The organism is Lampropedia cohaerens, from assembly GCF_001005215.1.
GTDB classification, from domain to species: Bacteria; Pseudomonadota; Gammaproteobacteria; order Burkholderiales; family Burkholderiaceae_C; genus Lampropedia; species Lampropedia cohaerens.
In genome coordinates, this window is record NZ_LBNQ01000020.1 from 17,538 (window position 1) to 42,828 (window position 25,291).

Below are 25,291 nucleotides of genomic sequence, written 5' to 3' on the forward strand. Positions count from 1 at the left end.
GCTGCACATGCCTGCCTCCGAGATTGTCATCGCCCATGCGCAGCGCAACTTTGCGCGTGCCGCGCAGGCCCCGCTGGTGGCGCTGCAGGACGTGAACCTGCACTGCGCGCCGGGCTCCTTCACGGCCTTGATCGGGCCGTCCGGTTGCGGCAAGTCGACCCTGCTGCGGCTCATCGCCGGGCTCGATCGCCCGGATGCGGGCAGCGTCAAGGTGGCCGCAGATGATCCCGAGCGCCTGCAGAAGGCTGGACGGCTTGGCATCGCATTCCAGGATGCGGCGCTGCTGCCGTGGCGGACGGTCACACAGAACATCCGGCTGCCGCTGGACATCACCGGTCAGTACCAGGCGGGCGATGCCGCGCGCATTGCCGCACTGGTGGAGTTGGTGGGGCTGCAGAGGTTCGAGGCGGCGCTGCCGGCACAGCTCTCAGGCGGCATGCGCCAGCGCGTGGCCATCGCCCGCGCGCTGGTGACGCGCCCGGACGTGCTGCTGCTGGACGAGCCGTTCGGCGCGCTCGACCAGATCCTGCGCCGCAGCATGAATCTGGAGCTGCAGCGCATCTGGCTGGAGCGGCCCACCACCACGGTACTGGTCACGCACGGCATCGACGAGGCGGTGTTCCTGGCCGATCGCATCGTGGTCATGCATGGCAATCCCGGGCGCGTTGCGGCGGTCATTGACGTGCCGTTTGCGCGGCCGCGCGCACCGCAGCTGTTCGTCGAGCCGGCGTTTCGCGCGCTGGAGGAGCAGGTGGCCGAGGTGCTGTACGCCCAACGTGGCGGAGCGCATCCATGAGCGTGCCGCGCAGCCATGGCAGCGCGCGCTGGTGGGGGCTACTGGCCCTGCTGGCGCTCTGGGAACTGGTCGGCCGTGGCCAGTGGGTGGCAGGCGGGGCGCTGCCCGCGCCCAGCGCCGTACTGCTGCAGTGGTGGGCGGACCGCGGCGACTACCCCGCACACCTGTGGGGCACGCTGCGCACAGCGCTGGCCGGCTACGTGATCGGCAACGTCGTCGCCATTGCCTGCGGCATGGCGTTTGTGCGCTGGCGCGGTGCCGAGCGGCTGATGGCGGGCGTGAACGTGACACTGTTTGCGATGCCAACGATCGCGCTGGTGCCCATTCTGGTCATCGCGCTGCCGGGCGAGACGCCGCGCGTGGTGCTGGCAGCACTGTCGGTGTATTACCCGACCATGGTGGCGACGGTGCTGGGCATGACCCAGGTGGACCCGCGGCTGGTCGATCTGGTGCACGTCTACGGCGGGCGCGGGGCGGCGGTGATGCGCTTTGTGCGCTGGCGCAGCGGCCTGCCGACGCTGCTCAGCGGTCTGCGCACGGCGGCGCCGGCTGCCGTGCTGGGGTCTTTGCTGGCCGAGTTCGGCAGCGGTGGCAGTGCGGGCCTTGGCACGTATCTGATTGGCTCGCTCGGACGGGGCAATCCCGCGCGGCTGTGGGGCATTGGCCTGACGGCCACGCTCATCAGCGCCGCGGCCTATGCAACGGTGGGACTGCTGGCGCGCCGCGTGGCCGGCGACAGCCTGCCGGCGAGCGTGCCGCTTGGCCGCGTGCAGGCGCAACCGCGGCGGCGCCTGCAGGACTGGGCCTGGCTGTTGGCGGCAGTGGCCATGCCGGTGCTGCTGTGGTGGGCGTTCGTCTGGCTGATGCGGGCAAGAGGGGTTTCGGAGGTGGTGCTGCGCGATCCATTGGGGCTTTGGCAGCATCTGGTGGCCTCTGAGCAGGCGCCACAGCATCTGCAGGTGCTTGGCATGGCGCTGCTGGAAACGCTGCCGCCGGCGTTGGTGGGCATGGTGCTGGGTCTGGGATTCGCATTCGTTCTGGCGGTGGTGACGACGTTCTGGCGCGGCCTGGGCGATACGCTGCTGCCGGTGTCGCTGGTGACGCAGTCGATGCCGCTGGTGGCACTGGCGCCGCTGGTCGTGCTGATCTTCGGGCGCGATTGGGGCGGCACGCTGGCTATCACCGTGTCGGTGACCTTTTTCCCGGCCTTCGTGACGATTGTGCAGGGCCTGCAACTGGTGCCGCGCACGCTGGATGACCTGGTGCGCGCCAACGGCGGCAGGCGGCGCGCCTGGCTGCAGTATGTGGCGCTGCCCTGGTCCCTGCCGTATCTGTGCGCGGCCGCGCGCCTGGCTGCGCCGCGTGCCTTTCTGGGCGTGATGATTGCCGAATGGCTGGCCACCGGCGTGGGTTTTGGCAACTTGCTCAATGAGTCGCGTGGTCAGATGGACTACGCCATGATCTGGAGCGTGACCGTGGTTGCGGTGCTGGTTGCAGTTGTCCTGCATGCGATGACCGTGGCTGCGGAGCGCCGGCTGTTGCGCCGCTTTGCGCTGGCACCGGCCTGACGGGACAGGCAGCCCATTTTCCCCTTTGTACTGGAGACCCCTTTATGGATCACAAGAGTTCCGTGCGCGAGCGCGTGTTTGGGCAATTGCGCAAGGTTGCCTATGCCGACAGTCGCTTTCACTTCGATTTCGGCGAGTTCATTGCGGACTTTCAGGGCAGCGAGCAGGCGCTTGAGCGGCTGGTCAATCACCGCTTCTACCAGCAGGCGCAAGTGGTGTTCATCACGCCTGACAACTGCCTGGAAATGCTGCGCTACCGTGCATTGCAGGATGGCAAGCGCATTCTGATGACGACTTACTCCATCAAGCGCGGTTTTTGGCTGCTGGACCCCGACACCATCGCGCCTGAGCGCTGGCTGTACGCCGCCACGCTCGACGGCATGGAGCGGCATGGCCGGCCGATGACGCTGGCGCAGATTCGCGATGAGCTGCCCGGCGTGGACTACATGGTCACGGGCACCGGCGCCATCAATGAGGACGGTGTGCGCTTTGGCAAGGGCCATGGCTTCTTCGATGCCGAATGGGGCATGCTCTATCGCATCGGCAAGATCACCACCGAAACCCCGGCAGCGGCGGTGGTGCATGATTGCCAGGTGCTGGCAGAGACGCTGTACCCCGAGGTGTTCGATACCGTGGTGGATGCGATCTTCACGCCCACGCGTACGATCGAGGTGGCCGATCCGCATAAGCCGACTTGCGGTATCGTCTGGGATCTGCTGGATCCAACCATGCTGGCGACCATCCCGCCGCTGCGGGAGCTGCAGCGCATGGAGCCGCAACTGCCGCCGCTCTAGCAATTTCGCCGTCAGTCGCTAGCGCCGCGTCTTTCTCTTCTTCGTTTTTCCAATCCACCATGTCCCTGCCTGACTTTGCCCGAATCCCTCGTGAGCGGCTGCCCGAGCTGCTGGCCGCCATGCCCAAGGCGGAGCTGCACATCCATATCGAAGGCTCGCTGGAGCCCGAACTGATCTTCGCACTGGCGCAGCGCAATGGCGTGGCGCTGGCCTATCCGGACGTGCAGGCCTTGCGCGACGCCTACGCGTTCACCAATCTGCAGAGCTTTCTGGACATCTACTACGCAGGTGCCTCGGTGCTGATTGAGGAGCAGGATTTCTACGATATGGCCTGGGCCTATCTGCGCAAGGCCGCCGAGGAGAACGTCCGGCGCACCGAGCTGTTCTTCGATCCGCAGACGCACACGGCGCGCGGTGTGGCGATGGCGACGGTGATCAACGGCCTGCATCGCGCCTGCGAGGACGCGCGTGAGAAGCTGGGTGTCGACGCGGCACTGATCCTGTGCTTTCTGCGGCATCTGTCCGAGGACGCGGCGTTCGAGACCCTGGAGCAGGCCCTGCCGCTGCGCGACAAATTCATCGGCGTTGGCCTGGACTCCAGCGAGCTTGGCCATCCGCCAGAGAAGTTCGTGCGGGTATTTGCGCGCTGCCGGCAGCTGGGCTTTCGACTGGTGGCCCATGCCGGCGAGGAGGGGCCCGCGGCCTACGTCTGGAGCGCACTGGATGCGCTGCATGTCGAGCGCATCGACCATGGCGTGCAAAGCATCCATGACGCCGATCTGATGCGACGGCTGGCGCAGGAGGGCATTCCGCTGACCGTATGTCCGCTCTCCAACCTCAAGTTGCGCGTGTTTGAGGACCTGCGCCAGCACAACCTCGGCCAGCTTCTGGAAGCAGGATTGGTTGCCACGATCAACTCCGACGATCCCGCCTATTTCGGTGGCTATCTCAACCAGAATTTCATCGAGACCTTCGATGCCACCGGCCTTGGCGCGCGCCAGGCCTGGCAGCTGGCCACCAACAGCTTCACGGGCAGTTTTGCTGATGCGCAGGCCAAGCGGCGCTGGTGTGACGAGGTCAACGCGACCTTCGCGCGTTTCGCCGCCTGAACAGGTTCTCAGTCCAGCAGGTGCTGCAGGGACTTGGGGATCAGGATGTCCCGGCCGACCTGATCGATGTGCGTGTGGCCGCAGAACGCCATGCTGACATCCAGTTCCTTTTGCAGGATCTCCAGCGCGCGGTAGACGCCCGCTTCGCCCGCTGCGGCCAGGCCGTAGACGATGCTGCGGCCCAGCATGACGCCGCGTGCGCCCAGTGCGCGGGCCTTGAGCATGTCCTGCCCGGTGCGGATGCCGCCATCCATCCAGACTTCGATCTTGTCACCCACGGCGTTGGCAATGGGGGGCAACGCGGCGATGGACGACGGTGCTCCGTCGAGCTGGCGCCCGCCATGGTTGCTCACCACCAGCGCATCGGCGCCGCTTTCAACGGCCAGCCTGGCATCCTCGACATCCATGATGCCCTTGAGGATGAGCTTGCCGCCCCACTGGCGCTTGATGCGCTCGACATCGGACCAGTTCAGGCGCGGGTCGAACTGCTCGGCCGTCCAGGTGGCAAGCGATGAGACGTCGGTGACGTTCTTGGCGTGCCCGACGATGTTGCCGAAGGTGCGGCGCCTGGTGCGCAGCATGTCCAGGCACCAGCGGGGCTTGGTCGCCAGGTTCAGCAGATTGGCCAGCGTTGGGCGCGGCGGGGTGGACAGGCCGTTCTTGATGTCCTTGTGGCGCTGGCCCATGACCTGCAGGTCCAGTGTCAGCACCAGCGCCTCGCAATTGGCATCGCGCGCGCGCTCGATCAGATTGGCCGCGAATTCGCGGTCGCGCATCACGTAGAGCTGGAACCAGAACGGGTGGCGGTCGGTGGCTTCGGCCACGTCTTCGAGCGAGCAGATGCCCATCGTCGAGAGCGTGAACGGAATGCCCATGGCCTTGGCCGCGCGCGCGGCATGGATCTCGCCGTCGGCATGCTGCATGCCCAGCAGGCCGACCGGCGCGGTGGCGGCGGGCATGGCGTACTCCTTGCCCAGCAGCCGGGTGCGTGTGGAGCGCCCGGACATGTCGACCGCAACACGCTGGCGCAGCTGAATGCGCTGGAAGTCGGCCTCGTTGGCGCGGTAGGTTGATTCGGTGTAGGAGCCGGTGTCCGCATAGTCGTAGAACATGCGTGGCGCGCGGCGGCGGGCGATGACGCGCAGGTCTTCGACGCAGGTGATTTTGGTCAGATCGGTCATTGTCTGGACGGATGGAGGGAAAACGATTCAGGACGTGTGCACGTCCTGCAATTCATAGAGGGCTTCGCCCATCTGGCGGTGCGGGCCGAAGACGGCCGTGAGCGCGTCGTGCTCGGCGATGCGCCAGTTCTCGAACACGTGGCGCTGGTCATCGGGCAGCTGTTCGGCGTCGATGCCTTCGGCACTGCCCGTGCCCTGCGCGGCGACGATGCGCAGGTAGGCGCGGTAGGTAGGCAGCACCAGCTGTGCATCGCCAAGGCTTGCCACCAGCGCGGCGGCAAAGCGAGCCTGTGCGGCGCGCCGCTGCGCGGCCGGCATCTCCTCGCCCAGCCACAGCACGACGGCAAAGGGCAGATCGTCTGGGGCAGGTGGAGCAGGGGCCATGACCGGGTTCCGAGGTAAAGCCTGCAAGTCTATAGGACGGGGCGCTGGCTGCGAGCGGGCCGACCGACATTGTCACAATAATGTCGTCAAATTCCTGCTGTGCGCTGCTATATTGCCCCGTTACAGTTGTATGGTTGGCGTGATGGCACCGAAGAAAACTCCAAGTAAACGCAATCCGAAAACCCCTGATGCAAGCGTCGCGAATGCGGCCCCTTCTGCGGACGTTGCGCCCACCGCGAAGAAGATGGCCGCGCGCAAGGCGGCCGCCAGACCAGCCGCGGCAGGCCGTGCGCTGGTGCCGGTCTCCAGCAGCAATGATGTGGTGCTGCGCCGCGCCGATGCAGAAAGCGTCGCCAGCGCCATGCAGACGGCCAAGGCGCTGCAGACCAGCACCGGCTCGGCCTGGAGCCTGAACCGCAAGCAGATCGAGGCAGAGGCCGAGCTGATCGTGCATCTGGCGCGGCCTGCGAATATTCCCTGGTTGGATCGGGATCACAGCATCCTGGCCTTCAACGAACGGGTCTTCGACTGGGCACAGCGCGAGGACGTGCCGGTGCTTGAGCGGCTGCGCTATCTCGGCATCGTTTCCTCCAACCTTGACGAGTTCTTCGAAGTGCGTGTGGCCGATCACCTGGAGGCTGCGCGCGATGGCGTGGAGGACGACGAGTTCTCGGTGGAGAGCTACGCCGGCATATCCGCCAAGGCGCACGCGCTGGTGCAGCGCCAGTATGAGCTCTACAACAGCCGGTTGCTGCCGGCACTGGCCGAACACGGCATCCAGATCTTCTCGCACGGCAAGCGCAATATGGGCCAGCGCCGCTGGGTCAAGGAATACTTTGACCGGGAAATCCGGCCATTGCTCACGCCAGTGGCGCTTGATCCTGCACACCCGTTCCCGCAGGTGGCCAACAAGTCGTTGAACTTCATCGTGCGCCTCGATGGCGAGGATGCCTTTGGCAACCGCAATGAGGTGGCGATCGTCAAGGTGCCAAGGGTGCTGCCGCGCTTTGTGCGCCTGCCCGACTCGCTGGCCGGTGGCAAGGGCAAGATCGGCGTGGTCAGCCTTTCCAGCATGATCCGCGCACATCTGCACGAAATATTTCCGGGGCGCACGGTGGTGGAGTTCTCACAGTTTCGTGTCACGCGCCATTCCGATCTGGCCGTCACCGAAGGCGAGGTGCAGAACCTGCGTACGGCGCTGCGCAAGGGGCTGCAGCACCGTCACTTCGGCAAGGCCACACGGCTGGAAGTCTCCAAAAGCTGCTCGGAATCCACCGTCAACCTGCTGCTGGCGCAGTTCGATTTGCCCGTGCAGGCGTTGTACCGGGTTGAGGGGCCGGTCAATCTGGTGCGACTCAGCCAGGTGATCGACCTGGTCAACGACGAACGTCCGCATTTGCTTTTTCCGCGCTGGATTCCGCAATGGCCGCGCTCGCTCAAGAACAGCGAGAACCTGTTTGCCCGCATCCGTCAGAAGGACGTGGTGATCCACCAGCCTTTCGAGAGCTTTGATGCGGTGGTGGAGTTTCTGCGCCAGGCCGTCAAGGACCCGGACGTGCTGGCCATCAAGCAGACGGTCTATCGCACCGGACCGGACTCGGTGATGATGGAGCTATTGCGCGAGGCGGTGCGCAAGGGCAAGGAGGTCACCGCCGTGGTCGAACTCAAGGCGCGCTTTGACGAGGAAAACAACATCAACTGGGCCGAGACGCTGGAATCCATCGGCGTGCAGGTGGTCTATGGCATCGTCGGGCTCAAGACGCACGGCAAGATGTTGCTGGTCACCCGCCGCGAGGCGCGTGGACTCAAGCGCTACGGCCACCTGTCCACCGGCAATTACAACCCCAGAACGGCCAAGCTCTACACCGACATCAGCTACCTGACTGCCAGCGAGGTGCTGACTGCCGAGATGGATGCGGTTTTCAGTCTGCTGGCCAGCCAGGCGCCGCTGCCCAAGCTGCAGCGCCTGCAGGTGGCGCCTTTCACGCTGCAGAACAGCCTCATGCAGCACATCGGCGAGGCGCAGCGCGCGGCGCAGGCGGGCAAGCCCGCACGCATCGTGGCGAAGATGAATGCGCTGACCGACTGGCGGCTGGCCGAGGCTGTCTATGTGGCGGCACAGGAAGGGGTGCAGGTCGATCTGATCGTGCGTGCGGCCTGCGTGCTGCCGGCAGTCAACAGCACGCCCAAGGGCGGGGCCATCCGCATCCGCTCCATCGTCGGGCGCTTTCTCGAACATACCCGCGTATTCTTTTTCCAGGCCGGGGAGGAAGAGCATCTGTATCTTTCCAGCGCCGACTGGATGAATCGCAACATGGCCCGACGTGTTGAGCTGGCATGGCCGGTGACCGATGCCACGCTGCGCCAGCGCATCATGGATGAGTGCCTGGTCGCCTACCTGATGGACGATCAGGACGCCTGGGTGCTGCTGGAAAACGGCACCTACCGGCGCCTGGAAGGTGACACTGTCGGCGCCAGTGCGCAACAGATGTTGGCGCACTATTTCAGCACCGCCCCGACCGTCAAGGCGCGCCCGCGCAGCAGTTCCACCCGCGAGTTGACGCAGGCGGCGCGCAACCGCAAGCGCAGGTAGTAAGCGGCGCCGCGTTGCGCCTCATTGACCGATATCCTGAGCGGTCGCGGCGGTGGCTTTCCGGGCGGGCCGCCCCGGTCACCTGCGTCGTGATGGCTTTGGCTGCGCAAACGCTAGCGTGCGGCCCGCGGCGCAGCACCGGGGCGCAGGTCATGGGAGCGACGTCAGGATTTTGACAGACCTTTTTTAGACCGGCTCGCATGGCCTGCCGGCGCAGTCGTACAGCAGATGGCCACTGGCGGCCAGCACGCGCGCTGGCTGGTGCTGCAACGCCGTGAAGAAGGCTGCGGTGCTGGCGAAGCGGACGCGGCCATGGGGTGCATCGGTGGCAGACAGCGTCACGCCACCGGCCTGCGGGCCGGTGGTGACCAGCAGCCAGTGCTCGTCATCAGCGCCACCCTGGGCAAAGGCGATGCTCTGCGCCCACCAGCATGGCGGCTCGCCTTGCGGCCAGGCCTCATTGCTGAGGCAGGAGTGCATCGCTGCCGTGCGCGCTGACCACTGCCCCACCGGAAACAGGGTCAGCCCCACGATGGCAACGCTGACCGGGCCGCACTGCACGAACAGGTCTGCGCCATCGTGCAGTTGCGCTACTGCCAGCAAAGGTGCTGCAGCTTGCGGCAGCAGCACGCGGTAAAACTCGAACAGCTCCGCGGATAGGCCCGGCTGGAGGCGGTGCGTGACAGGCAGTCTGTGGCGCTGCCCGTGGCCCGGCGTGCGCACCTGCAGGGCCTTTGGCTGCTGCAGCAGGGCAGCAAATGCCGCGCGGCTCTGTTGCATCTGTTGTGCAGGTGTTGTGGCGTGGGGCTGGGCCAGACCGGGGAGGCTGTGGCGTGGCAACCCCCTGTGAGCAGGCGCTGGGAGGAGCAGCGCGTGCCGTTCCTGCAGGAGCAGGTCGGCAACGATGCGGGCGAAGCCATCGAGCTGCAGCTGGATCGCCGCATCGGAGGCCGCCCAGTCCTGTCCGTCATGCCAATCCTGCGGCAGTCCTCCGATCGGCAGGTGCAGGTCTTGCTCGCCCAGTTGACTGAAGGTAACGGCCATGGCGGGCAGTGCCTGTCCCTGCAGGGCGTGCGCGAGATGGTCCGCCAGTGCATTCTCGCCAGCCAGCGCCGCCAGCGCCTGGATGCGCTGCAGCGCATCGGGCGCGGTGCGCAGCCACTGCGCGATCGGGTTGACACCCAGGCAGAATTGCAGCAGATCCCACCACGGTTGCCATACTGCCGGCAGTGCGGACGGCGCCGGCGAGTAGTGCTGCTCAAGATTGCGATACACCGCATCCAGCAGCCAGAACGCCGAGCGCTCGGGGCGTTGCGCGGCCAAGACGTCCAGGTAGTTTTCGCCGCCCGAACGCAGGCCTGTCATGGGGCGCCGTCAGTCTTTGGCCATGGCCCTGGGATTTCCCAGCTCGGCGGAGATCTGCTGCACCGTCTCCTGCAGCCGTGCAATCCACGAGTCCTCCAGCCGCCCCGTGGGGGCGGAGATGGAAAGGCCTGCAATGAGTTTGTCCTGATCGTCGTAGATGCCTGCGGCGATGCAGTTCACGCCCAGCTCCAGCTCCTCCCGGTCATGGGCGACGCCGGTCTGGCGCACGCGGTGCAGCTCGCGCTCAAGCACGTCGAGCTTGGTGATGCTGTTGCGGGTGTTGCCGGCCAGTCCGGTGCGGTTGGCGTAGCTGCGCACCCAGTGTGGATCCTGCGCGGCGAGAAACAGCTTGCCTGTGGAGGTCAGGTGCAGGGGCGCATGGCCACCGATGGCGCGCACCACCTGCATCCCCGAGCGCTCGCTGAAGGCGCGCTCAATGTAGACGATTTCATCGCCCTGACGAATGCTGAGGTTGATGGCCTGCTGGGTGACGCGGTGCAGCTCGCGCATCAGTGGCAGGGCGACTTCGCGCACGCTCAGCCGGGCCTTGACCAGGTTGCCAAGCTCCAGCAGGCGCAGGCCCAGGCGGTAAGAACCCGACTCCGGCCGCTCGACGATGCGCCCTATCACCAGATCGTTGAGGATGCGGTGGGTGGTGGAGGGGTGCAGGCCGGTAGCCTCGGAGATTTCCTTGAGCGAGACCGCGCGGGCGTGCCCGGCCAGAAAGTCCAGGATCGCATACATGCGTTCGAAGACCTGGACGCTGGGGGTCTTGCGCTGGACGGGGTCGGTGGGGCGCATGCGTGGTGCAGTGCAAAAGGAACAGGGATGGAATGGGCCGATCTTAACGCCGATATGGGCTGCCGACGGCTTCGCACAGACCGGCAGCGTCGTTGGGGCTGGTTCTGCTTCGTTTGCGACCGGGTTGGAACAGGTTTTAGCGCGTCGCCGCGAGTTTTTCGATGCGATGCCACTGGCCCTGGCGCAGCACCTCGTGGGGCAGGAACTGCGCCTTATAGGCCATCTTGGCACTTGCGGCGATCCAATAGCCGAGATAGACGTAGGGCAGGCCCAGCTGCCTGGCCCATTCGACCAGCCAGAGAATGGAGTAGGTGCCCAGCCCGGACGCCGTCCGGTCGTCATAGAAGGTATAGACGGCCGAGATGCCGTGATCGACGATGTCGACCACGCTGACCATGCGCAGAGCGCCTTCGGCCGGCTGTGCATCGGGGGGCAGGCGAAATTCCAGCAGGCGCGTCTGGACACGGCTGCGCAGCAGGAATTGCTCGTAGTCACTGGGATTGTCATTGTCCATGCCACCGTTGGCGTGGCGGCTGCGCAGGTAGTGCTGGTAAAGCGCATAGTGCTCGGGCAGCAGCACTGGCGGCAGCAGGCGGGTGTGCAGCGCGCGATGAGCTTTCCAGCTGCGCCGTTGGCTGCGATTGGGCACGAAGTCCTGCACCGGGATGCGCAAGGTCTCGCAGGCTTGGCAGGCATCGCAATGGGGCCGGTAGGTGAACAGGCCGCTGCGGCGAAAACCCCGCTCAAGCAGCAGGCCATAGACCTCGTTGTCAACCATCTCGCCGGGTGACGCCACCTGCGAACGCGCCGTCCGCCCTGGCAGATAGCTGCAGGGATAGGGGGCAGTTGCGTAGAACTGCAAGGGAATGCGTGCAGATTCTTTCATGGCTGTGCCCATTTTGCCGCAGCAAGGCCGGAAAATGCAGGCCGGTTCACACGGCCCGATTCTGACATGCCGTCGCCGGTGTCGCTCGTGGGATGAACAAGGGGCCCGCTGCGGTCCGCGCCGCAGTGCTAGGCAGCGGCCTGCGCCAGCGCGGGGTGCAGCGTTGCCCAGTCGCAGGGCGCGAACTGCCATGTCGGTGGCGGTTGGTCCACACTGCGCGCCAGCTGCGCGAGAAATGCCGCTCGGCTGATTTCATGCGCGCCCAGCGACGCCAGGTGCGCGGTGTTTTGCTGGCAGTCGATGAGCGCGACACCGTGGGCACGGCAGTGCGCCACCAGCGCAGCCAACGCCATCTTCGAGGCATTGGGCCGCAGCGCAAACATCGATTCGCCAAAAACGGCCTTGCCGATGTTGACGACATACAGCCCGCCTGCCAATGCGCCGTCAATCCACGTCTCGACGCTGTGCACATGGCCAGCGCGGTGAAACTCCAGATAGGTCTGCTGCATTTCCGGCACGATCCAGGTGCCTGCCTGGCCCGGTCGATACACCCCGGCGCAGTGCTTCAATACCGTCTGCAAGGCCGAGTCGATGCGAATGGCCAGCCTGCGCGCGCGCAGCAGGCGCACCATCTCCTTGCGCAGGCTGGTATGCAGACGGAAGTTGGCCACCTCGAGCACCATGCGCGGGTCGGGCGACCACCACAGAATGGGCGGCGTCGAGAACCAGGGAAAGATGCCGCGCCGGTACGCGGCGCGCAGCGTGTCCGGTGTCAGGTCTGCGCCCACTGCAATGGGCCCAAGCGCCTCGCTGACGGCGCCGTAGGGCGGAAAGGCATCGCCTGGTTGCAGAAAGGCAAACGCCGGTTGCGCAGGGTCGGACATCTTCAGCGATAGACCAGATCACGCAGGAACAGCGAAATGCCTGGCACGTAGGTCACAAGCATCAGGCAGGCCAGGATCACGGCCACGAATGGCAGCAACGGCCGGATCATCTGTTCGAGCGAGACGCGCGCGATGGCGCAGGCCGCAAACAGGTTCACACCCATCGGCGGTGTGACCATGCCCAGCGCCAGATTGATGATCATGATGATGCCAAAGTGCACCGGATCGACCCCGAACTGCACCGCCACCGGCAGCAGCAGCGGTGCCAGCACGACGATGGAGGCCGAGGTCTCGATGAACATGCCAATGACAAACAGTGCGATGTTGACGCCCAGCAGGAACAGCAGCTTGCTCTCGAACAGTCCGCCCAGCCACTGGCCCAGCATGTCCGGCACGCCTGCGCGGTTGAGCAGGAAGCTGAAGACACCGGCGTTGGCGATGATGAACATGATCACTGCCGTGCCGACGACAGAGCGATGAAATACCGGCGCGAGCGAGCGCGGCCCGAGCGTACGGTAGATGAAGACGCTGACCAGCAGCGCATACACCACCGCCACCACCGAGGCTTCGGTAGGCGTGAACACGCCGCCATAGATGCCGCCGAGGATGATCACGGGCATCAGCAGCGCCAGCCAAGAGCGTTTGAACGCCGGCCACACGGCCATGCGATCGGCGCCGTCCTGCTTGCCCATGCCGGTTCTCTTGGCGTACAGCCAGACATACAGCATCAACACGCCGGCAATCATCAGGCCTGGCACCACGCCGGCAATGAACATCTCGCCCGTGGATGTTTCGGTGGAGACGGCAAACAGAATCATCGGCACCGAAGGAGGAATGATCACGCCCAGCTCTGCCGAGGTGGCCTGCAGCGACGCGGCAAAAGGCGCCGGGTAGCCATGGCGCACCATGGCCGGAATCAGAATCGCCCCGACCGCAAACGTCGTGGCCACGGACGAGCCCGCCACGGACGCGAAAATCAGGCAGGTCAGCACGCAGGTGATGGCCAGCCCGCCTTGCACGCCGCCAACCAGACTCTTGGCAAAGTTCACCATCCGTTGCGAGATGCCGCCCGCTTCCATCAGGTTGCCGGCCAGAATGAAAAACGGAATCGCCATCAGCGGAAACTTGTCCAGCGCGGCAAAGATCTGCTGCGGCATCACCAGCCAGTTGATGCCGGCATACGCGATGCCGGTGACGCTGGACAGGCCGATGGCCACGGCCACTGGCAGCGACAGGGCAAAAAAGATCACCATCGTGACGATCATCAGCTGGGCCATGGTTCAAGATTCCTGTAGTCGTTGGATGGTCATCAGTTCAGCCTTGCGCGTCGTTGCGCACAGGCGTTTGAGATGCGGGTGCATCGGGGCAGAGCCAGCGCAGCAGGATGGCCAGGCATGCCAGCACAGCTCCAGCCGGTATGGCCAGATAGACCCAGGAGATGGAGACCTCCAGCCCTGCGATGCTTTGGAAGCGTACGCGATAGGTCATCTGTGCACCCATCCATGCCAGAAATGCCATGAATCCCAGACTGACGAGGTGAATGAGAGCGTTGGTCACTTGCAGCGCGCGCCCGCGTATGCGCTCACGCAGGAACTCCACGGCAATCATCGAACCCTGCCGAAATGCCAGGGCTGTGCCGAGCATCACCGCCCAGATGATGGCCGCGCGTGTGAGCACCTCACTCCAGTCCAACGGGGAGTGCAGCACGAAGCGGGACACGACCTGGAAAAAGCCTGATGCCACAGCCAGCCACAGCAGCAGTTGGGCAAGGCAGGACACCGTGCGGAACACAAGCTGGTCAAAGCGAAGGATGAAAGGCATGGTGGCTGTAGCAAGAGTGACGGAGTACAGTCGGCAGTCGGTGCGGCGCAAGGCTGACCAAGCAGGTGCGTGGATGGCCTCAAAAGTCGGCTTCACAGGCGGCTGGCGCGGATAAGGCTAGGAGCCGCGAGACAGTGTTGCCCAGGGCAGGGTGCCCCGTTATGTGTGTCCAGACCGTGGCAGCGGCCGCAGTCTGGAGCAGCTATGGAATTTATTGGGTGCTGCGAATCTTCTCGATCAGGTCCGCGCCAAAACGTTTGTTGTAGTCTGCGTAGGCAGGCTCGACGGCCTTGGCAAATGCCGCGCGGTCCACTTCGGTAACGATCATGCCCTCCTGCTTGAGTTGCTCAAGCCCCGAGGCTTCCACCTCCGAGACGTATGCGCGCATCGCCTGGCCAGCGGCCTTGCCAGCCTGCTGGAACAAGGCTTTGTCCTCGTCGGAAAGACCTTCGTAGACGCTGGGCGAGACGATGATGACTGCAGGCGCATAGACGTGGCCAGTCAGCGAGAGGTACTTCTGCAGCTGCGAGAGCTTGGCCGAAACAATCACCGACAGTGGGTTTTCCTGCCCGTCAATAGTGCCTTGCTGCAGTGCAGTGGTCACTTCGGGCCAGGCCATGGGCGTGGGCAGGATGCCGATTTCCCGGAACGCCTGAATGTGCAGCTGGTTTTCGGTGGTGCGAATCTTCAGCCCCGCGGCGTCTGCTGGCGTGGCGACTTCACGGACATTGTTGGTGAGGTGGCGAAAGCCCTGCTCCCCCCAGGCCAGCGCAATCAGGCCGCGCTTGCTGAATTCAGCAAGCATGTTCTCGCCGATCTCGCTATCGAGCACCTTGCGGGCATGCTCCAGGTCACGCAGCAAGAAGGGCACGTCGAACACCGCGGCGCTGGGCACGAAGTTCATTGTGGCGCCGGTGGAGAGCACGGCGGCATCAATGGTGCCAAGCTGCAGTCCTTCAATCACTTCACGCTCGCCGCCCAGCGCGCTGTTGGGAAACTGCTGCACCGTGAACTTGCCACCGCTGCCTTCTTCCAGCGTCCTGGCAAACGCCTCGCCGGCGGCACCGTAGTGCGATTGCTGAGACAGCGCATAGGCCAGCTTGATTTGTGTCTGCGCACTCGCCGCCGTGGATACCAGTGCGGCTGTAGTGAATGCGGCACCCAACAGGCCGGGAACGAGCCACTGCTTGAGGCGGTGAACGATTGTGTGCATTTGTACTCCTTGTGCGGCATGGAAACCGCTGTTTGTGTGTGTATTGGAAGGGGGCCGGGCACTTTACGCAACGCCAAAGTCCGTGCGTTGTGAAAAGCCCCCGACTTTACTGTGGATTGCGGGCCGCTTCAATCAACTTGTGGCGTGAAATGCGCAGACAAGCTTGGTAACACGTCTTTGCATGGCCGTTGCCTTGTCTGACACGCCCTATGCCAAACGCAGGCTAAGCTGACGGCATATCAACAACCGTGTTGGAGACCTAGATGCTGAAAGAAAGGGCCGTACAAGTCATCACCGTTACCGCGCTGGCGTTTGGCGTGACCGCCTGTTCGACGTGGGATGGCATGAGCAAACGCGAGCGCAGCACTGTCGGGGGCGCTGCAATTGGCGGTGTGGCCGGTGCAGCCGTCAGTGGTGGCAGCGTGCTTGGAACGGTGGGGGGCGCAGCCATCGGTGGCGTCGTTGGTGACCAGCTGGGCAAGTGACGCCCCCGCGCAAGCGCCCCAGCCGCATGCTCGTGCGTGACCGGATGCGGTTGCCAGATGCACTGAGGCGCTACGTTGCAGCGGAGCACTGTGGCGCAAGCGCAGGTTCTCAGGCCTGCGGATCAAGTAGGCCGTGCTGCAGCAGCTTTTTGCGCAAGGTATTGCGATTCAAGCCCAGCCACTGGGCCGCGCGGGACTGGTTGCCCTCCGCGCAGGCCATGATTTCTTCCAGAACCGGCTTTTCAACCCGCTGAATGACCATCTCGTAGACATTGCTGGGCGCCATTCCGTCCAGGTCGCGGAAATACTGTCGCAAACTTTCCCGCACACAATCTTCGATATTCGTAGTCATCCGGTTGCAGCCCGCCATCGCGCCCATAGTTCAATGGGCAACTATACCGCAAGCGCGTCGTGGTGCTGCGTTGCATCGCTCGCCTGAGTAGCAGGCCAGCGCGGGTGACGCCGGGCCAGTTGAGCGAGCCAGGCATCCAGCAGCCGTACCTGTTCGGCGCTGCTGTCCACTTGGTTGATGGCGCAGCGCAGTGCCTTGCCCTCGGGTACGTCCTGCAGGTACCAGGCGATATGTTTGCGCGCCGTGCGCACGCCGGTGTATTCGCCGTACAGTGCGTAATGCTCGTGCAGGTGGGCAATCAATGCCTGGCGAACGACCTCGGTAGCCGGAGGCGCAGGCGCCTGTCCGTGCGTCAGGTAGTGAGCGATCTCACGGAATATCCAGGGGCGTCCCTGGGCGGCACGGCCCACCATGATGGCATCGGCGCCAGTGCGCAGCAGCACCGCCAGCGCGCTGACACCATCGGTAATGTCGCCGTTGGCCACCACCGGAATCCGCACGGCTTGCTTGACGGCGGCTATGGTGTCGTATTCGGCATGGCCTTTGTAGCCCTGCTCGCGCGTGCGTCCGTGTACGGTGAGCATTTGCACGCCCACCGCCTCGAACGCGCGAGCCAATCGGACGGCATTCCTGCTCTCGGCGTTCCAGCCGGTGCGCATCTTGAGGGTGACAGGAACGCCGCTGGGGCTGCATGCGGCCACCACCGCTTCGGCGATGGCGATGGCCAGCGGCTCGTTCTGCATCAGCGCCGAGCCAGCCCATGCATTGCAGACTTTTTTGGCCGGGCAGCCCATGTTGATATCGATGATTTGCGCGCCGCGTTCAATGTTGTAGCGTGCGGCTTCGGCCATCATGGCGGCATCGGTGCCCGCGATTTGCACAGCGATCGGGCCGGGCTCACCGTCATGATTGGCGCGGCGGGAGGTTTTCAGACTGGCGTACAGATGCGGCTGAGAGGTAACCATCTCGCTGACCGCATGGCCTGCCCCCAGCTGACGGCACAGGATGCGAAAAGGCCTGTCCGTCACGCCAGCCATGGGCGCGACGAACAGCCGGTTGGGCAGGACGTGGGGGCCAATGCGCAGGGGACTCAGTGCGCGCTGCGCAACAGTGCAGGCCGGTTGCATTGTCATCGTGGGTCAGAATCCGTTCATACGCTTTGCATGCGTCGCTGCGTCAGGCGCGGCCCGATGCGGTCGGTGCCCGACACTGCGGCGCGCTGCAGGAGACGTGAAGATGTCCTCATCCCTTGCCATTGCGTGGTGGCGGCTCGCCCTTGCCGTGCAGTATGACGTTGCCGTTGCCGCACGGGGGGCTGTCCTCATCGGGAATCCATAGGGCAACCTGCTTGATACCCTGCGCCAGCATGCCCAATTCCTCGGCAGCGCGGCGACTGAGGTCGATGATGCGGCGGCCCGAATAGGGGCCGCGATCATTGATGCGTACCAGCACTTCTTTGCCGGTGAGCAAGCCGCGTACGCAGACCATGGTGCCGAACGGCAAAGTGCGATGCGCGGCTGTCATGGCATGCATGTCGTAGCGCTCGCCATTGGCGGTGAGGCGGCCGTGAAAGCGATCGCCGTACCATGACGCCTGGCCCGTCTGGAACAGGTCGTGTGGAACGCTGAAATCACTCTCGCGCAGGCGGGGGGGGATAATTCGCGCATTGATGGTTTCCTCGCTGGGGCGCAGACCGAGCATGCTCTGCATGGCGGGCGAGGGGGTCACCAGTTCGTAGACAGGCGGCATGACCTCAAGGTCGAGGACACGCTCGGCGGCCAGCGGCTCGGGCAGGGGCTCCGGTGGCCCCTGGGTGGTGCAGGCTGCTGCAAGCAGGATGGTCAGCGCGACAATGGCCGAGCGGGCCAGATGACATGCTGCCGCGGCAGAGGGCGCTGCGCGGGGGCTGCGCCCGATCATGGCAGTGCATCCTCCAGAAGGCGCAGGCGGCGCGCCAGCTCCAGGACCAGCGTGCTCTGATTCATGGTGTAGAAATGCAGTGCTGGTGCGCCTTCGCGCATCAGCCGTTCGCACAGCTGGGTCACCACATCCAGCCCGAAGGCGCGGATCGATGCAGTGTCGTCGCCAAAGGCCTGCAGGCGCGTGCGAATCCAGCGTGGCACTTCCGTGCCGCAGGCATCGGAAAAGCGCAGCAGCTGGGTCGCACCCATGATGGGCATGATGCCGGGCACGACGGGAATGTCCAGGCCCATGGCACGGATTTCGTCCATGAAGCGCAGGTAGGCGTCGGCATTGAAGAAATACTGGGTAATGGCCGAGTCCGCACCTGCCTTGACCTTGGTGGCAAACGCCTGCAGATCCTTTTGCGGTGAGGCTGCCTGGGGATGCATCTCGGGGTAGGCCGCCACTTCGATGTGAAAGTGCGTACCCGTCTCCGAGCGGATGAAGGCCACCAGATCGCTGGCGTAGTGGAACTCGCCACCCATGCCGTAACCACTGGGCAGATCGCCGCGCAGTGCCACCACGCGTCGCACGCCCATGGCCTGCAGCTGCGCCAGCTCCTGACGCAGTTTCTCGCGTGTGGCGCCCACGCAGGACAGGTGCGAGGCAGCCTGCTGGCCTTCTGCAAGAATTTCGCCGACAGCAGCGAAGGTGCCGGCCTGGGTGGAGCCGCCCGCACCATAGGTCACAGAGCAGAACTGCGGCTTGAGCGCATACAGCTGCTGGCGAACGCCACGCAGTTTTTCGATGCCGGTCTCCGTCTTGGGGGGGAAGAATTCCAGGCTGACCGGCACGCGGGGAAAGGGCTGAGAGGGGTTGGATGTCATGGCAAATCGGGTGGCACGGGGCATGGAGCCGTTGCCGTGATTGGAGGAAAGGCAAGTCCGTGCTTGGCGGTCAAGGGGGCGCACTGCCGGCATCGCCCGGGCGTAGCCAGACGAAGAACTCGCGATTGCCGTCGCCGCCTTCGATGGGGCTGTTGAACCAGTCCAGCAGTTGCAGCCCCGTCTGCGCGCAGGCAGAGGCAATGCGCTGGCGCACCTGCGCATATAGCGCCGCATCACGCACGATGCCCCCCTTGCCCAGCTGCTCGGGCTGCAGCTCGAACTGCGGCTTGACCAGCAGCAGGGCCTGGGAGTGTGCGGCCATGCAGGCACGCATGGCAGGCAGCACCAGCGTCAGTGAGATGAACGAGAGATCGGCAACGATCAGATCGAAGCCGGTCTGCGGCAGCGGTGCCAGCAGTGCCGGGCTCAGTTGCCGCGCATTGAGGCCTTCCAGCGCGCGTACGCGCACATCGCCGGCAATGGCTGGGTGCAGCTGGCCGTGGCCCACATCCACACCGGTGACATGCCGGGCGCCGCGCTGCAGCAGGCAGTCGGTGAAGCCGCCAGTCGACTGGCCCACGTCCAGGCAGTGCCAGCCGGCAACGTTCAGCCCCGTGGCATGCAGCGCGCCCTCGAGCTTGAGACCGCCGCGCGAGACGTAACGGGTCTGCGCGGCATCGCGCAGGCGCAGCTGCGCGGGCTCGGGCAGCGTCTCGCCGTTCTTGCGCACAAGCTGCCAGCTGGTGCCCGGCAGACGCCAGTCCACTGCGCCAGCCCGGATCAGCCGCTGTGCCAGGGAGCGAGTGCCTGCGAGGCCAGCATCGACGACGCGTTGATCAGCGCGCATGGAGCAAGGCGATCACAGCAGCGAGAAGACGATGCTGCCCAAGGCCCAGTTGATCACGCCGTACAGGATGGCGCCAAACAGCCCGGCCCAGAAGCCGCTGACTTGAAAGCCCTTGGTCAGTGAACCCGCCAGCCAGAACAACAGTCCGTTGAGCACCAGGTAGAACAGGCCCAGCGTGAGGATCGACAACGGCAGCGTAAGCAACGCCAGCACCGGCCGCAGCAGGGCGTTGATGAGGCCGACCACGATGGCGGCGATCAGCGCCGCCTTGAAGTTGCTGACATGCACGCCCGGCAGCATGTAGGCCACCAGCATCAGCGCGGAGGCGCTGAGCACCCAGTTCAACAGCAGTTCGATCATCTTGCGACTCCTTGTCAGTCATGTCGGCAGACTTGCGGAAAGAGCCGCCCGTGGGGCGGCCGGCGAAGGTGCGGGGCCCATTCGAGGGCCGCCTCCGGCATCACTGCCGGAAAGGCCCGGCCGCTCAATAGCGGTAGCTGTCGGGCTTGTACGGGCCTTGCTTGGGCACGCCGATATAGGCCGCCTGCTCGTCCGTCAGCTCGGTCAGCTGCGCGCCCAGCTTGGACAGCTGCAGACGTGCCACGTGCTCGTCCAGATGCTTGGGCAGCACATAGACCTTGCCGACCTCGTATTGTTCCTTCTTTGTGAACAGCTCGATCTGCGCCAGCGTCTGGTTGGCAAACGAGGAGCTCATCACGTAGCTGGGGTGGCCGGTGGCGCAGCCGAGGTTGACCAGACGCCCCTTGGCCAGCAGGGTGATGCGCTTGCCATCGGGGAAGATGACATGGTCGACCTGCGGCTTGATCTCCTCCCACTGGTACTGCTCCAGCGAGGCAACGTCGATCTCGTTGTCGAAGTGGCCGATGTTGCAGACGATGGTTTCGTTTTTCATCGCCACCATGTGCTCGTGGCGGATCACGTCCTTGTTGCCGGTGGTGGTCACGAAGATGTCGGCCTTGTCGGCAGCGTACTCCATCGTGACGACGCGATAGCCTTCCATGGCCGCCTGCAGTGCGCAGATCGGATCGATTTCGGTCACCCAGACCTGAGCGCGCAATGCGGCAAGGGCCTGTGCACAGCCCTTGCCGACGTCCCCGTAGCCTGCGACGACGGCGATCTTGCCGGCGATCATCACGTCGGTCGCGCGCTTGATGCCATCAACCAGGGATTCACGGCAGCCATACAGGTTGTCGAACTTGCTCTTGGTGACCGAGTCATTGACGTTGATGGCCCGAAACAGCAGCTCGCCTCTGGCGGACATCTCATTGAGACGGTGTACGCCGGTGGTGGTTTCCTCCGTCACGCCGATGATGCCGGCGGCCTTGCGTGAGTACCAGGTGCTGTCCTCGGCCAGCTTGGCCTTGATGGTGGCAAACAGCACCCGCTCTTCCTCGCTCTTGGGGTGGGCCAGCACGGACGGATCCTGCTCGGCGCGCTTACCCAGGTGCAGCAGCAGCGTGGCATCGCCGCCGTCATCGAGAATCATGTTCGGGCCTTCGGCCTCACTGCCCTTGGGGCCGAATTCGAAGATGCGGTGGGTGTAGTCCCAGTACTGCTCCAGCGTCTCGCCCTTGACGGCGAAGACGGGCGTGCCCTTGCCGCCTTCGGCAGCATTCAGGGCAATGGCGGCAGCGGCGTGATCCTGCGTGGAGAAGATGTTGCACGAAGCCCAGCGCACAGTGGCGCCGAGTGCCTGCAGCGTTTCGATCAGTACGGCCGTCTGGATCGTCATGTGCAGGCTGCCGGCAATGCGCGCGCCCTTGAGCGGCTGCGCGGCGGCGTATTCTTCGCGGATGGCCATCAGGCCCGGCATTTCGGTTTCCGCAATGGCGATTTCCTTGCGGCCCCAGCCGGCAAGTTCGGGGTTGGCGATCACGCTGTGCGTGGCCAGGGGAAGATCAGTGCGAGCGTTCATGGTAGAGAACTTCAGTTCATGGCTTCTTTGGGACTTGAACCGCCAGGCGGATGGAAACCAGAAGGTGGTGGAACTGCGTGACCTCGCGCCCACCACCCTGCCGCCGGGCGGATGAGCGTCGTTGCGAATGCATGGAGTGTCGGGCGCCAGACGGCGAAGCCACATCACGCGTGCATGAAGTCCGAGCCTCGCAAACCAGCCTGACAGATAACAGGCCACCGGTTCGCTGCAACGCTCCTCGGAGCAGCGCGATTATACGGGCAGCGGCATTGGGGGACTTGCCGGTTGCATGGCGCAGCGCCCGCGCGCAGGCGAAAAAAAGCGCCTGCATGAGCCAGGCGCTTTTTCCCGAGAAAAACAGGTTCTTCAGACTGAAGCCGTCACATCACCTTGGCGATAGCCTGTGCGACGTAGTCGACGTTGTTGCTGTTGAGCGCCGCGACGCAGATACGACCGCTGTCGGTGCCGTAGACGCCGAACTCCTCGCGCAGGCGCACCATTTCCTCCTTGGTCAGGCCCGAGTAGCTGAACATGCCTACCTGTGTGGTGATGTAGGACACGTCCTGGCTGACGCCGGCGGCCTTCAGGCCGTCGACCAGTTTCTGACGCATGGCCTTGATGCGGGTGCGCATCTCGCCAAGCTCCTCTTCCCACAGGGCGCGCAGCTCGGCATCGGCCAGCACATGCGAGACCACGGCGGCACCATGGGTGGGCGGGTTGGAATAGTTGGTGCGCACCTTGACCTTGAGCTGGCTGAGTACGCGTGCAGCCTCCTGCTTGTCCTGCGTCAGCACGGACAGCGCACCGACACGCTCGCCGTACAGGCTGAAGCTCTTGGAAAACGAGGTAGACACCAGGAAGGTCAGGCCGGCGGCGACGAACTTGCCTACCACTGCGCCATCCTCGGCCAATCCTTGCGAGAAGCCCTGGTAGGCCATGTCAAGGAACGGCGTGAGCTGGCGCGCCTTGACGATGGCAATGATCTCGTCCCACTGCGCCGGGGTCAGATCGTAACCGGTAGGGTTGTGGCAGCATGCGTGCAGGATCACGATCGTGCCTTGCTCGGCCCTCTCGAGATCGGCCTTGAGGCCCTCGAAGTCGATGGCGCGGCGTGCTGCGTCGTAGTAGGTGTAGGTGCCCACCTCGAAACCCGCCTGGGTGAAGATGGCACGGTGGTTTTCCCAGCTCGGGTTGGAGATCAGCACCTTGGAGTCCGGCAGCAGCTGCTTGAGGAAATCGGCACCCACCTTGAGGCCGCCGGTGCCACCAAGCGCCTGGACGGTCACGACGCGACCGGATGTGACGGGTTCCGAGGTTTTGCCAAACACCAGCTCCTTGACATTCTGGTCATAGCTGCCCAGGCCGTCGATGGGCAGGTAGCCGCGTGGCTTGGGATTGGCTTGCAGCGCTGCCTCGGCCTTTCTGACCGCGTCCAGCAAGGGCAGTTTGCCGTTCTCGTCGAAGTACACGCCTACACCCAGGTTGACCTTGTTGGGATTGGTGTCGGCGGCGAATTGTTCGCTCAGGCCCAGAATCGGGTCACGGGGCGCCAGCGCGACGGCGGAAAACAGTGACATGGCAAACGTCCTTGCGGTGGTTGAGAAAGCAAAAGAATTGACGGGGCGCTATTGTAGGCTTGTTGGCTCCACTGCCCGGCAGGCTGCAGGACACGGGCCGCTGGCGCGCCCAGGCGCGGTGCAGCTTGGCCTGTTTGCTGACAGGGCGGCGCACCCGCTCCGGACACAATCGCGCTTGCGTCCCCATGTTCCTGCGCGCGGCATGCATGCTGCCACGCGCCAGGTGGCGGGTTTCCTTTTTCATCCATCACAGGCAGTTTGTCCAGATGCAGTTGTCCTCCAGATCCACCGGCGCGCAGGCGCTTGCGTTGTTGCTGTTCGTTGCGGTAACGCTGGTCGCCGCTGCGATCGGGGCCCTTGCCTCGGTGCATGCGCGCAGCTTCTACATGCAGCTGGATCTGCCGCTGTGGGCGCCGCCTGCAAGCCTGTTCGGGCCGGTCTGGTCGGTGCTGTACGTGCTGATGGCCCTGTCGGGCTGGCTGTTTTGGCGCAGGGCGCGGGGCGCTCGGCTGCGGCAGGGCCTGCTGGCGTTCGGCGCCCAGCTGGCTGCCAACGCGTTGTGGAGCTGGCTGTTTTTTGTCTGGCACTGGGGTGCAGAGGCAACGGCGCTGGCGGCGCTGCTGGCCGTGCTGGTGGCATGGACGGCGGCCGTGTTCTGCCGTGCCTGTCGCCTGGCCGCCGTGTTGTTGCTGCCGTACCTGGCCTGGGTGAGTTTCGCCACCGTGCTGGCGGGCACGATCTGGTGGCGCAATCCGGCGCTGCTGTGATGCAGCCCTGCGCGGGCGCGGTGGTGGCGGATCGCGGATAATCTGCGCCTTATGAGCGGCAGCACCTTTGGAACCCTATTTCGCGTCACCAACTTTGGTGAATCCCACGGCCCGGCCATTGGCTGTGTGATTGATGGCTGTCCGCCAGGGCTGACCTTGAGCGAGGCGGACATCCAGCAGGAGTTGGATCGCCGCCGCCCTGGCACCAGTCGCTTCGTCACGCAGCGCAACGAGCCCGACACCGTGGAAATCCTCTCCGGTGTCTATGACGGCCGCACGACTGGCGCGCCCATTGGCCTGCTGATTCGCAACACCGACCAGCGCAGCAAGGACTACAGCGAAATCGCGCGGCAGTTCCGCCCGGGCCATGCCGATTACACCTATTGGCACAAGTACGGCATCCGCGATCCGCGCGGTGGTGGGCGCTCCTCGGCGCGGCTGACGGCGCCGACGGTGGCAGCTGGCGCAGTGGCCAAGAAATGGCTGGCCGAACACTTTGGTGTGGCCATCCATGGCTTCATGGCGCAGCTGGGCGGCATCGAGATTCCGTTCGAATCGCTCGAATACGTTGGGCAGAATCCATTTTTCGCCCCCATAGCGCGCACGCAGGAGCTGGAGCAGTACATGGATGCGCTGCGCAAGCGCCAGGACTCCTGCGGTGCGGTGATCCGGGTGATCGCCAGCGGGGTGCCTGCCGGGCTGGGTGAGCCACTCTACGACAAGCTCGATGCGGACATCGCCTACGCAATGATGGGGCTCAATGCCGTCAAGGGGGTGGAGATCGGCGCTGGCTTTGCCAGCGCCCGTCAGCTGGGCAGTGAACATGGGGACAGCATCACCCCAGACGGTTTTGCCACCAACAACGCCGGGGGCATCCTGGGTGGCATCAGCACCGGCCAGGACATCGATGTGCGCATTGCCGTCAAGCCGACCAGTTCCATTCTCACGCCGCGCCAGTCCGTGGATGTCGAGGGCAATCCCGTCGAGGTGGTGACCAAGGGGCGCCACGACCCGTGCGTGGGCATCCGCGCCGCGCCGATTGCCGAGGCACTGCTGGCGCTGGTGTTGATGGACCATGCGTTGCGCCAGCGCGCCCTGATGGGCGACGCGGGTCTGCCGGCGATGGAGTGAAGGCTTTGCAAG

25 protein-coding genes and 1 riboswitch are annotated in these 25,291 nt (G+C 64.7%); of the genes, 8 read left to right on the top strand and 17 right to left on the bottom strand.

All coding sequences use genetic code 11. The features are described 5' to 3' along the window. Nucleotides 1–7 precede the first annotated feature (7 nt). Genes AAV94_RS05455 through AAV94_RS05470 form a run of 4 tightly spaced genes read left to right on the top strand, consistent with a single transcriptional unit; the run spans nucleotide 8 to nucleotide 4,267 of the window. Nucleotides 8–796, top strand: a complete 789-nt coding sequence (locus tag AAV94_RS05455) for an ABC transporter ATP-binding protein (RefSeq protein ID WP_052754927.1) — start codon at nucleotides 8–10, stop codon at nucleotides 794–796. Next, the gene (locus AAV94_RS05460; RefSeq protein ID WP_046741331.1) at nucleotides 793–2,364 is read left to right on the top strand and encodes an ABC transporter permease; all 1,572 of its coding nucleotides are present in this window, start codon (nucleotides 793–795) and stop codon (nucleotides 2,362–2,364) included. The genes AAV94_RS05455 and AAV94_RS05460 overlap by 4 nt, the downstream gene beginning before the upstream one ends. A gap of 44 nt (nucleotides 2,365–2,408) precedes the next feature. Next, the gene (locus AAV94_RS05465; protein WP_046741332.1) at nucleotides 2,409–3,158 is read left to right on the top strand and encodes a 5-formyltetrahydrofolate cyclo-ligase; all 750 of its coding nucleotides are present in this window, start codon (nucleotides 2,409–2,411) and stop codon (nucleotides 3,156–3,158) included. 59 nt (nucleotides 3,159–3,217) lie between these two features. Further along, on the top strand, nucleotides 3,218–4,267 hold the full coding sequence (locus AAV94_RS05470) for an adenosine deaminase (RefSeq protein ID WP_046741333.1): 1,050 nt from the start codon (nucleotides 3,218–3,220) through the stop codon (nucleotides 4,265–4,267). An 8-nt stretch (nucleotides 4,268–4,275) separates the two neighbouring features. On the opposite strand, the gene AAV94_RS05475 is transcribed toward AAV94_RS05470, so the two are convergent. Both AAV94_RS05475 and AAV94_RS05480 read right to left on the bottom strand, forming a co-directional pair. Further along, entirely contained in the window at nucleotides 4,276–5,448 is a 1,173-nt protein-coding gene (locus tag AAV94_RS05475) for an alpha-hydroxy acid oxidase (protein ID WP_046741334.1), read from the bottom strand. Nucleotides 5,449–5,475: 27 nt separating this feature from the next. Further along, a complete protein-coding gene (locus tag AAV94_RS05480; RefSeq protein ID WP_052754928.1) occupies nucleotides 5,476–5,832 on the bottom strand; it encodes a hypothetical protein in 357 nt (118 codons plus the stop codon). Between the two features lie 244 nt (nucleotides 5,833–6,076). Between AAV94_RS05480 and ppk1 the strand changes: the two genes are divergently transcribed. Next, nucleotides 6,077–8,425, top strand: a complete 2,349-nt coding sequence (gene ppk1 / locus AAV94_RS05485) for a polyphosphate kinase 1 (protein ID WP_052754929.1) — start codon at nucleotides 6,077–6,079, stop codon at nucleotides 8,423–8,425. 186 nt (nucleotides 8,426–8,611) lie between these two features. Here the strand turns inward: ppk1 and AAV94_RS05490 are convergent, their stop codons facing one another. The 7 genes from AAV94_RS05490 to AAV94_RS05520 form a co-directional block, all read right to left on the bottom strand. Continuing rightward, nucleotides 8,612–9,790 carry a hypothetical protein gene (locus AAV94_RS05490; RefSeq protein WP_046741335.1) on the bottom strand — a complete coding sequence of 393 codons (1,179 nt, stop codon included), beginning with the start codon at nucleotides 9,788–9,790 and terminating at the stop codon, nucleotides 8,612–8,614. A gap of 9 nt (nucleotides 9,791–9,799) precedes the next feature. Beyond that, nucleotides 9,800–10,591 carry an IclR family transcriptional regulator gene (locus AAV94_RS05495; protein WP_046741336.1) on the bottom strand — a complete coding sequence of 264 codons (792 nt, stop codon included), beginning with the start codon at nucleotides 10,589–10,591 and terminating at the stop codon, nucleotides 9,800–9,802. A gap of 136 nt (nucleotides 10,592–10,727) precedes the next feature. Next, nucleotides 10,728–11,477 (bottom strand): arginyltransferase, encoded by a 750-nt coding sequence (locus AAV94_RS05500; RefSeq protein ID WP_046741420.1) that lies wholly within the window; start codon nucleotides 11,475–11,477, stop codon nucleotides 10,728–10,730. 128 nt (nucleotides 11,478–11,605) lie between these two features. Further along, complete coding sequence (aat, locus tag AAV94_RS05505) at nucleotides 11,606–12,361, bottom strand: leucyl/phenylalanyl-tRNA--protein transferase (protein ID WP_046741337.1); 756 nt, start codon at nucleotides 12,359–12,361, stop codon at nucleotides 11,606–11,608. 2 nt (nucleotides 12,362–12,363) lie between these two features. Further along, nucleotides 12,364–13,638, bottom strand: coding sequence for a TRAP transporter large permease (locus tag AAV94_RS05510; RefSeq protein ID WP_046741338.1), 1,275 nt, complete (start codon nucleotides 13,636–13,638; stop codon nucleotides 12,364–12,366). Between the two features lie 37 nt (nucleotides 13,639–13,675). Beyond that, nucleotides 13,676–14,182, bottom strand: coding sequence for a TRAP transporter small permease (locus AAV94_RS05515; RefSeq protein WP_046741339.1), 507 nt, complete (start codon nucleotides 14,180–14,182; stop codon nucleotides 13,676–13,678). Between the two features lie 211 nt (nucleotides 14,183–14,393). Next, a complete protein-coding gene (locus tag AAV94_RS05520) occupies nucleotides 14,394–15,395 on the bottom strand; it encodes a TRAP transporter substrate-binding protein (RefSeq protein ID WP_046741340.1) in 1,002 nt (333 codons plus the stop codon). A gap of 263 nt (nucleotides 15,396–15,658) precedes the next feature. On the opposite strand from AAV94_RS05520, the gene AAV94_RS05525 reads away from it, so the two are divergent. Further along, nucleotides 15,659–15,880, top strand: coding sequence for a glycine zipper 2TM domain-containing protein (locus tag AAV94_RS05525; RefSeq protein ID WP_046741341.1), 222 nt, complete (start codon nucleotides 15,659–15,661; stop codon nucleotides 15,878–15,880). Between the two features lie 109 nt (nucleotides 15,881–15,989). Here AAV94_RS05525 and AAV94_RS05530 read toward each other — a convergent pair whose 3' ends face one another. From AAV94_RS05530 to AAV94_RS05565, 8 genes are all read right to left on the bottom strand, one after another. Next, complete coding sequence (locus AAV94_RS05530; RefSeq protein ID WP_407927306.1) at nucleotides 15,990–16,250, bottom strand: Fis family transcriptional regulator; 261 nt, start codon at nucleotides 16,248–16,250, stop codon at nucleotides 15,990–15,992. Between the two features lie 23 nt (nucleotides 16,251–16,273). Next, complete coding sequence (gene dusB, locus AAV94_RS05535; protein WP_231731250.1) at nucleotides 16,274–17,365, bottom strand: tRNA dihydrouridine synthase DusB; 1,092 nt, start codon at nucleotides 17,363–17,365, stop codon at nucleotides 16,274–16,276. Between the two features lie 109 nt (nucleotides 17,366–17,474). Continuing rightward, nucleotides 17,475–18,152, bottom strand: coding sequence for a septal ring lytic transglycosylase RlpA family protein (locus AAV94_RS05540; RefSeq protein WP_052754930.1), 678 nt, complete (start codon nucleotides 18,150–18,152; stop codon nucleotides 17,475–17,477). After that, entirely contained in the window at nucleotides 18,149–19,021 is an 873-nt protein-coding gene (gene metF, locus AAV94_RS05545) for a methylenetetrahydrofolate reductase [NAD(P)H] (RefSeq protein ID WP_046741424.1), read from the bottom strand. The genes AAV94_RS05540 and metF overlap by 4 nt, the downstream gene beginning before the upstream one ends. A 70-nt stretch (nucleotides 19,022–19,091) precedes the next feature. Next, nucleotides 19,092–19,868 (bottom strand): TlyA family RNA methyltransferase, encoded by a 777-nt coding sequence (locus AAV94_RS05550; protein WP_046741342.1) that lies wholly within the window; start codon nucleotides 19,866–19,868, stop codon nucleotides 19,092–19,094. Between the two features lie 12 nt (nucleotides 19,869–19,880). Further along, nucleotides 19,881–20,228, bottom strand: a complete 348-nt coding sequence (locus tag AAV94_RS05555) for a phage holin family protein (protein ID WP_407927307.1) — start codon at nucleotides 20,226–20,228, stop codon at nucleotides 19,881–19,883. Between the two features lie 124 nt (nucleotides 20,229–20,352). Further along, nucleotides 20,353–21,804: an adenosylhomocysteinase gene (gene ahcY / locus AAV94_RS05560; RefSeq protein WP_046741343.1), complete on the bottom strand. Its 1,452-nt coding sequence runs from the start codon at nucleotides 21,802–21,804 to the stop codon at nucleotides 20,353–20,355. A 106-nt stretch (nucleotides 21,805–21,910) separates the two neighbouring features. After that, nucleotides 21,911–22,050, bottom strand: a riboswitch (S-adenosyl-L-homocysteine riboswitch). A 134-nt stretch (nucleotides 22,051–22,184) separates the two neighbouring features. After that, nucleotides 22,185–23,381, bottom strand: a complete 1,197-nt coding sequence (locus AAV94_RS05565) for an amino acid aminotransferase (RefSeq protein WP_046741344.1) — start codon at nucleotides 23,379–23,381, stop codon at nucleotides 22,185–22,187. 266 nt (nucleotides 23,382–23,647) lie between these two features. Between AAV94_RS05565 and AAV94_RS05570 the strand changes: the two genes are divergently transcribed. Beyond that, a complete protein-coding gene (locus tag AAV94_RS05570) occupies nucleotides 23,648–24,148 on the top strand; it encodes a TspO/MBR family protein (protein WP_046741426.1) in 501 nt (166 codons plus the stop codon). A 51-nt stretch (nucleotides 24,149–24,199) separates the two neighbouring features. Then, nucleotides 24,200–25,279 carry a chorismate synthase gene (gene aroC / locus AAV94_RS05575; RefSeq protein ID WP_046741345.1) on the top strand — a complete coding sequence of 360 codons (1,080 nt, stop codon included), beginning with the start codon at nucleotides 24,200–24,202 and terminating at the stop codon, nucleotides 25,277–25,279. The last annotated feature ends 12 nt before the right edge of the window (nucleotides 25,280–25,291 follow it).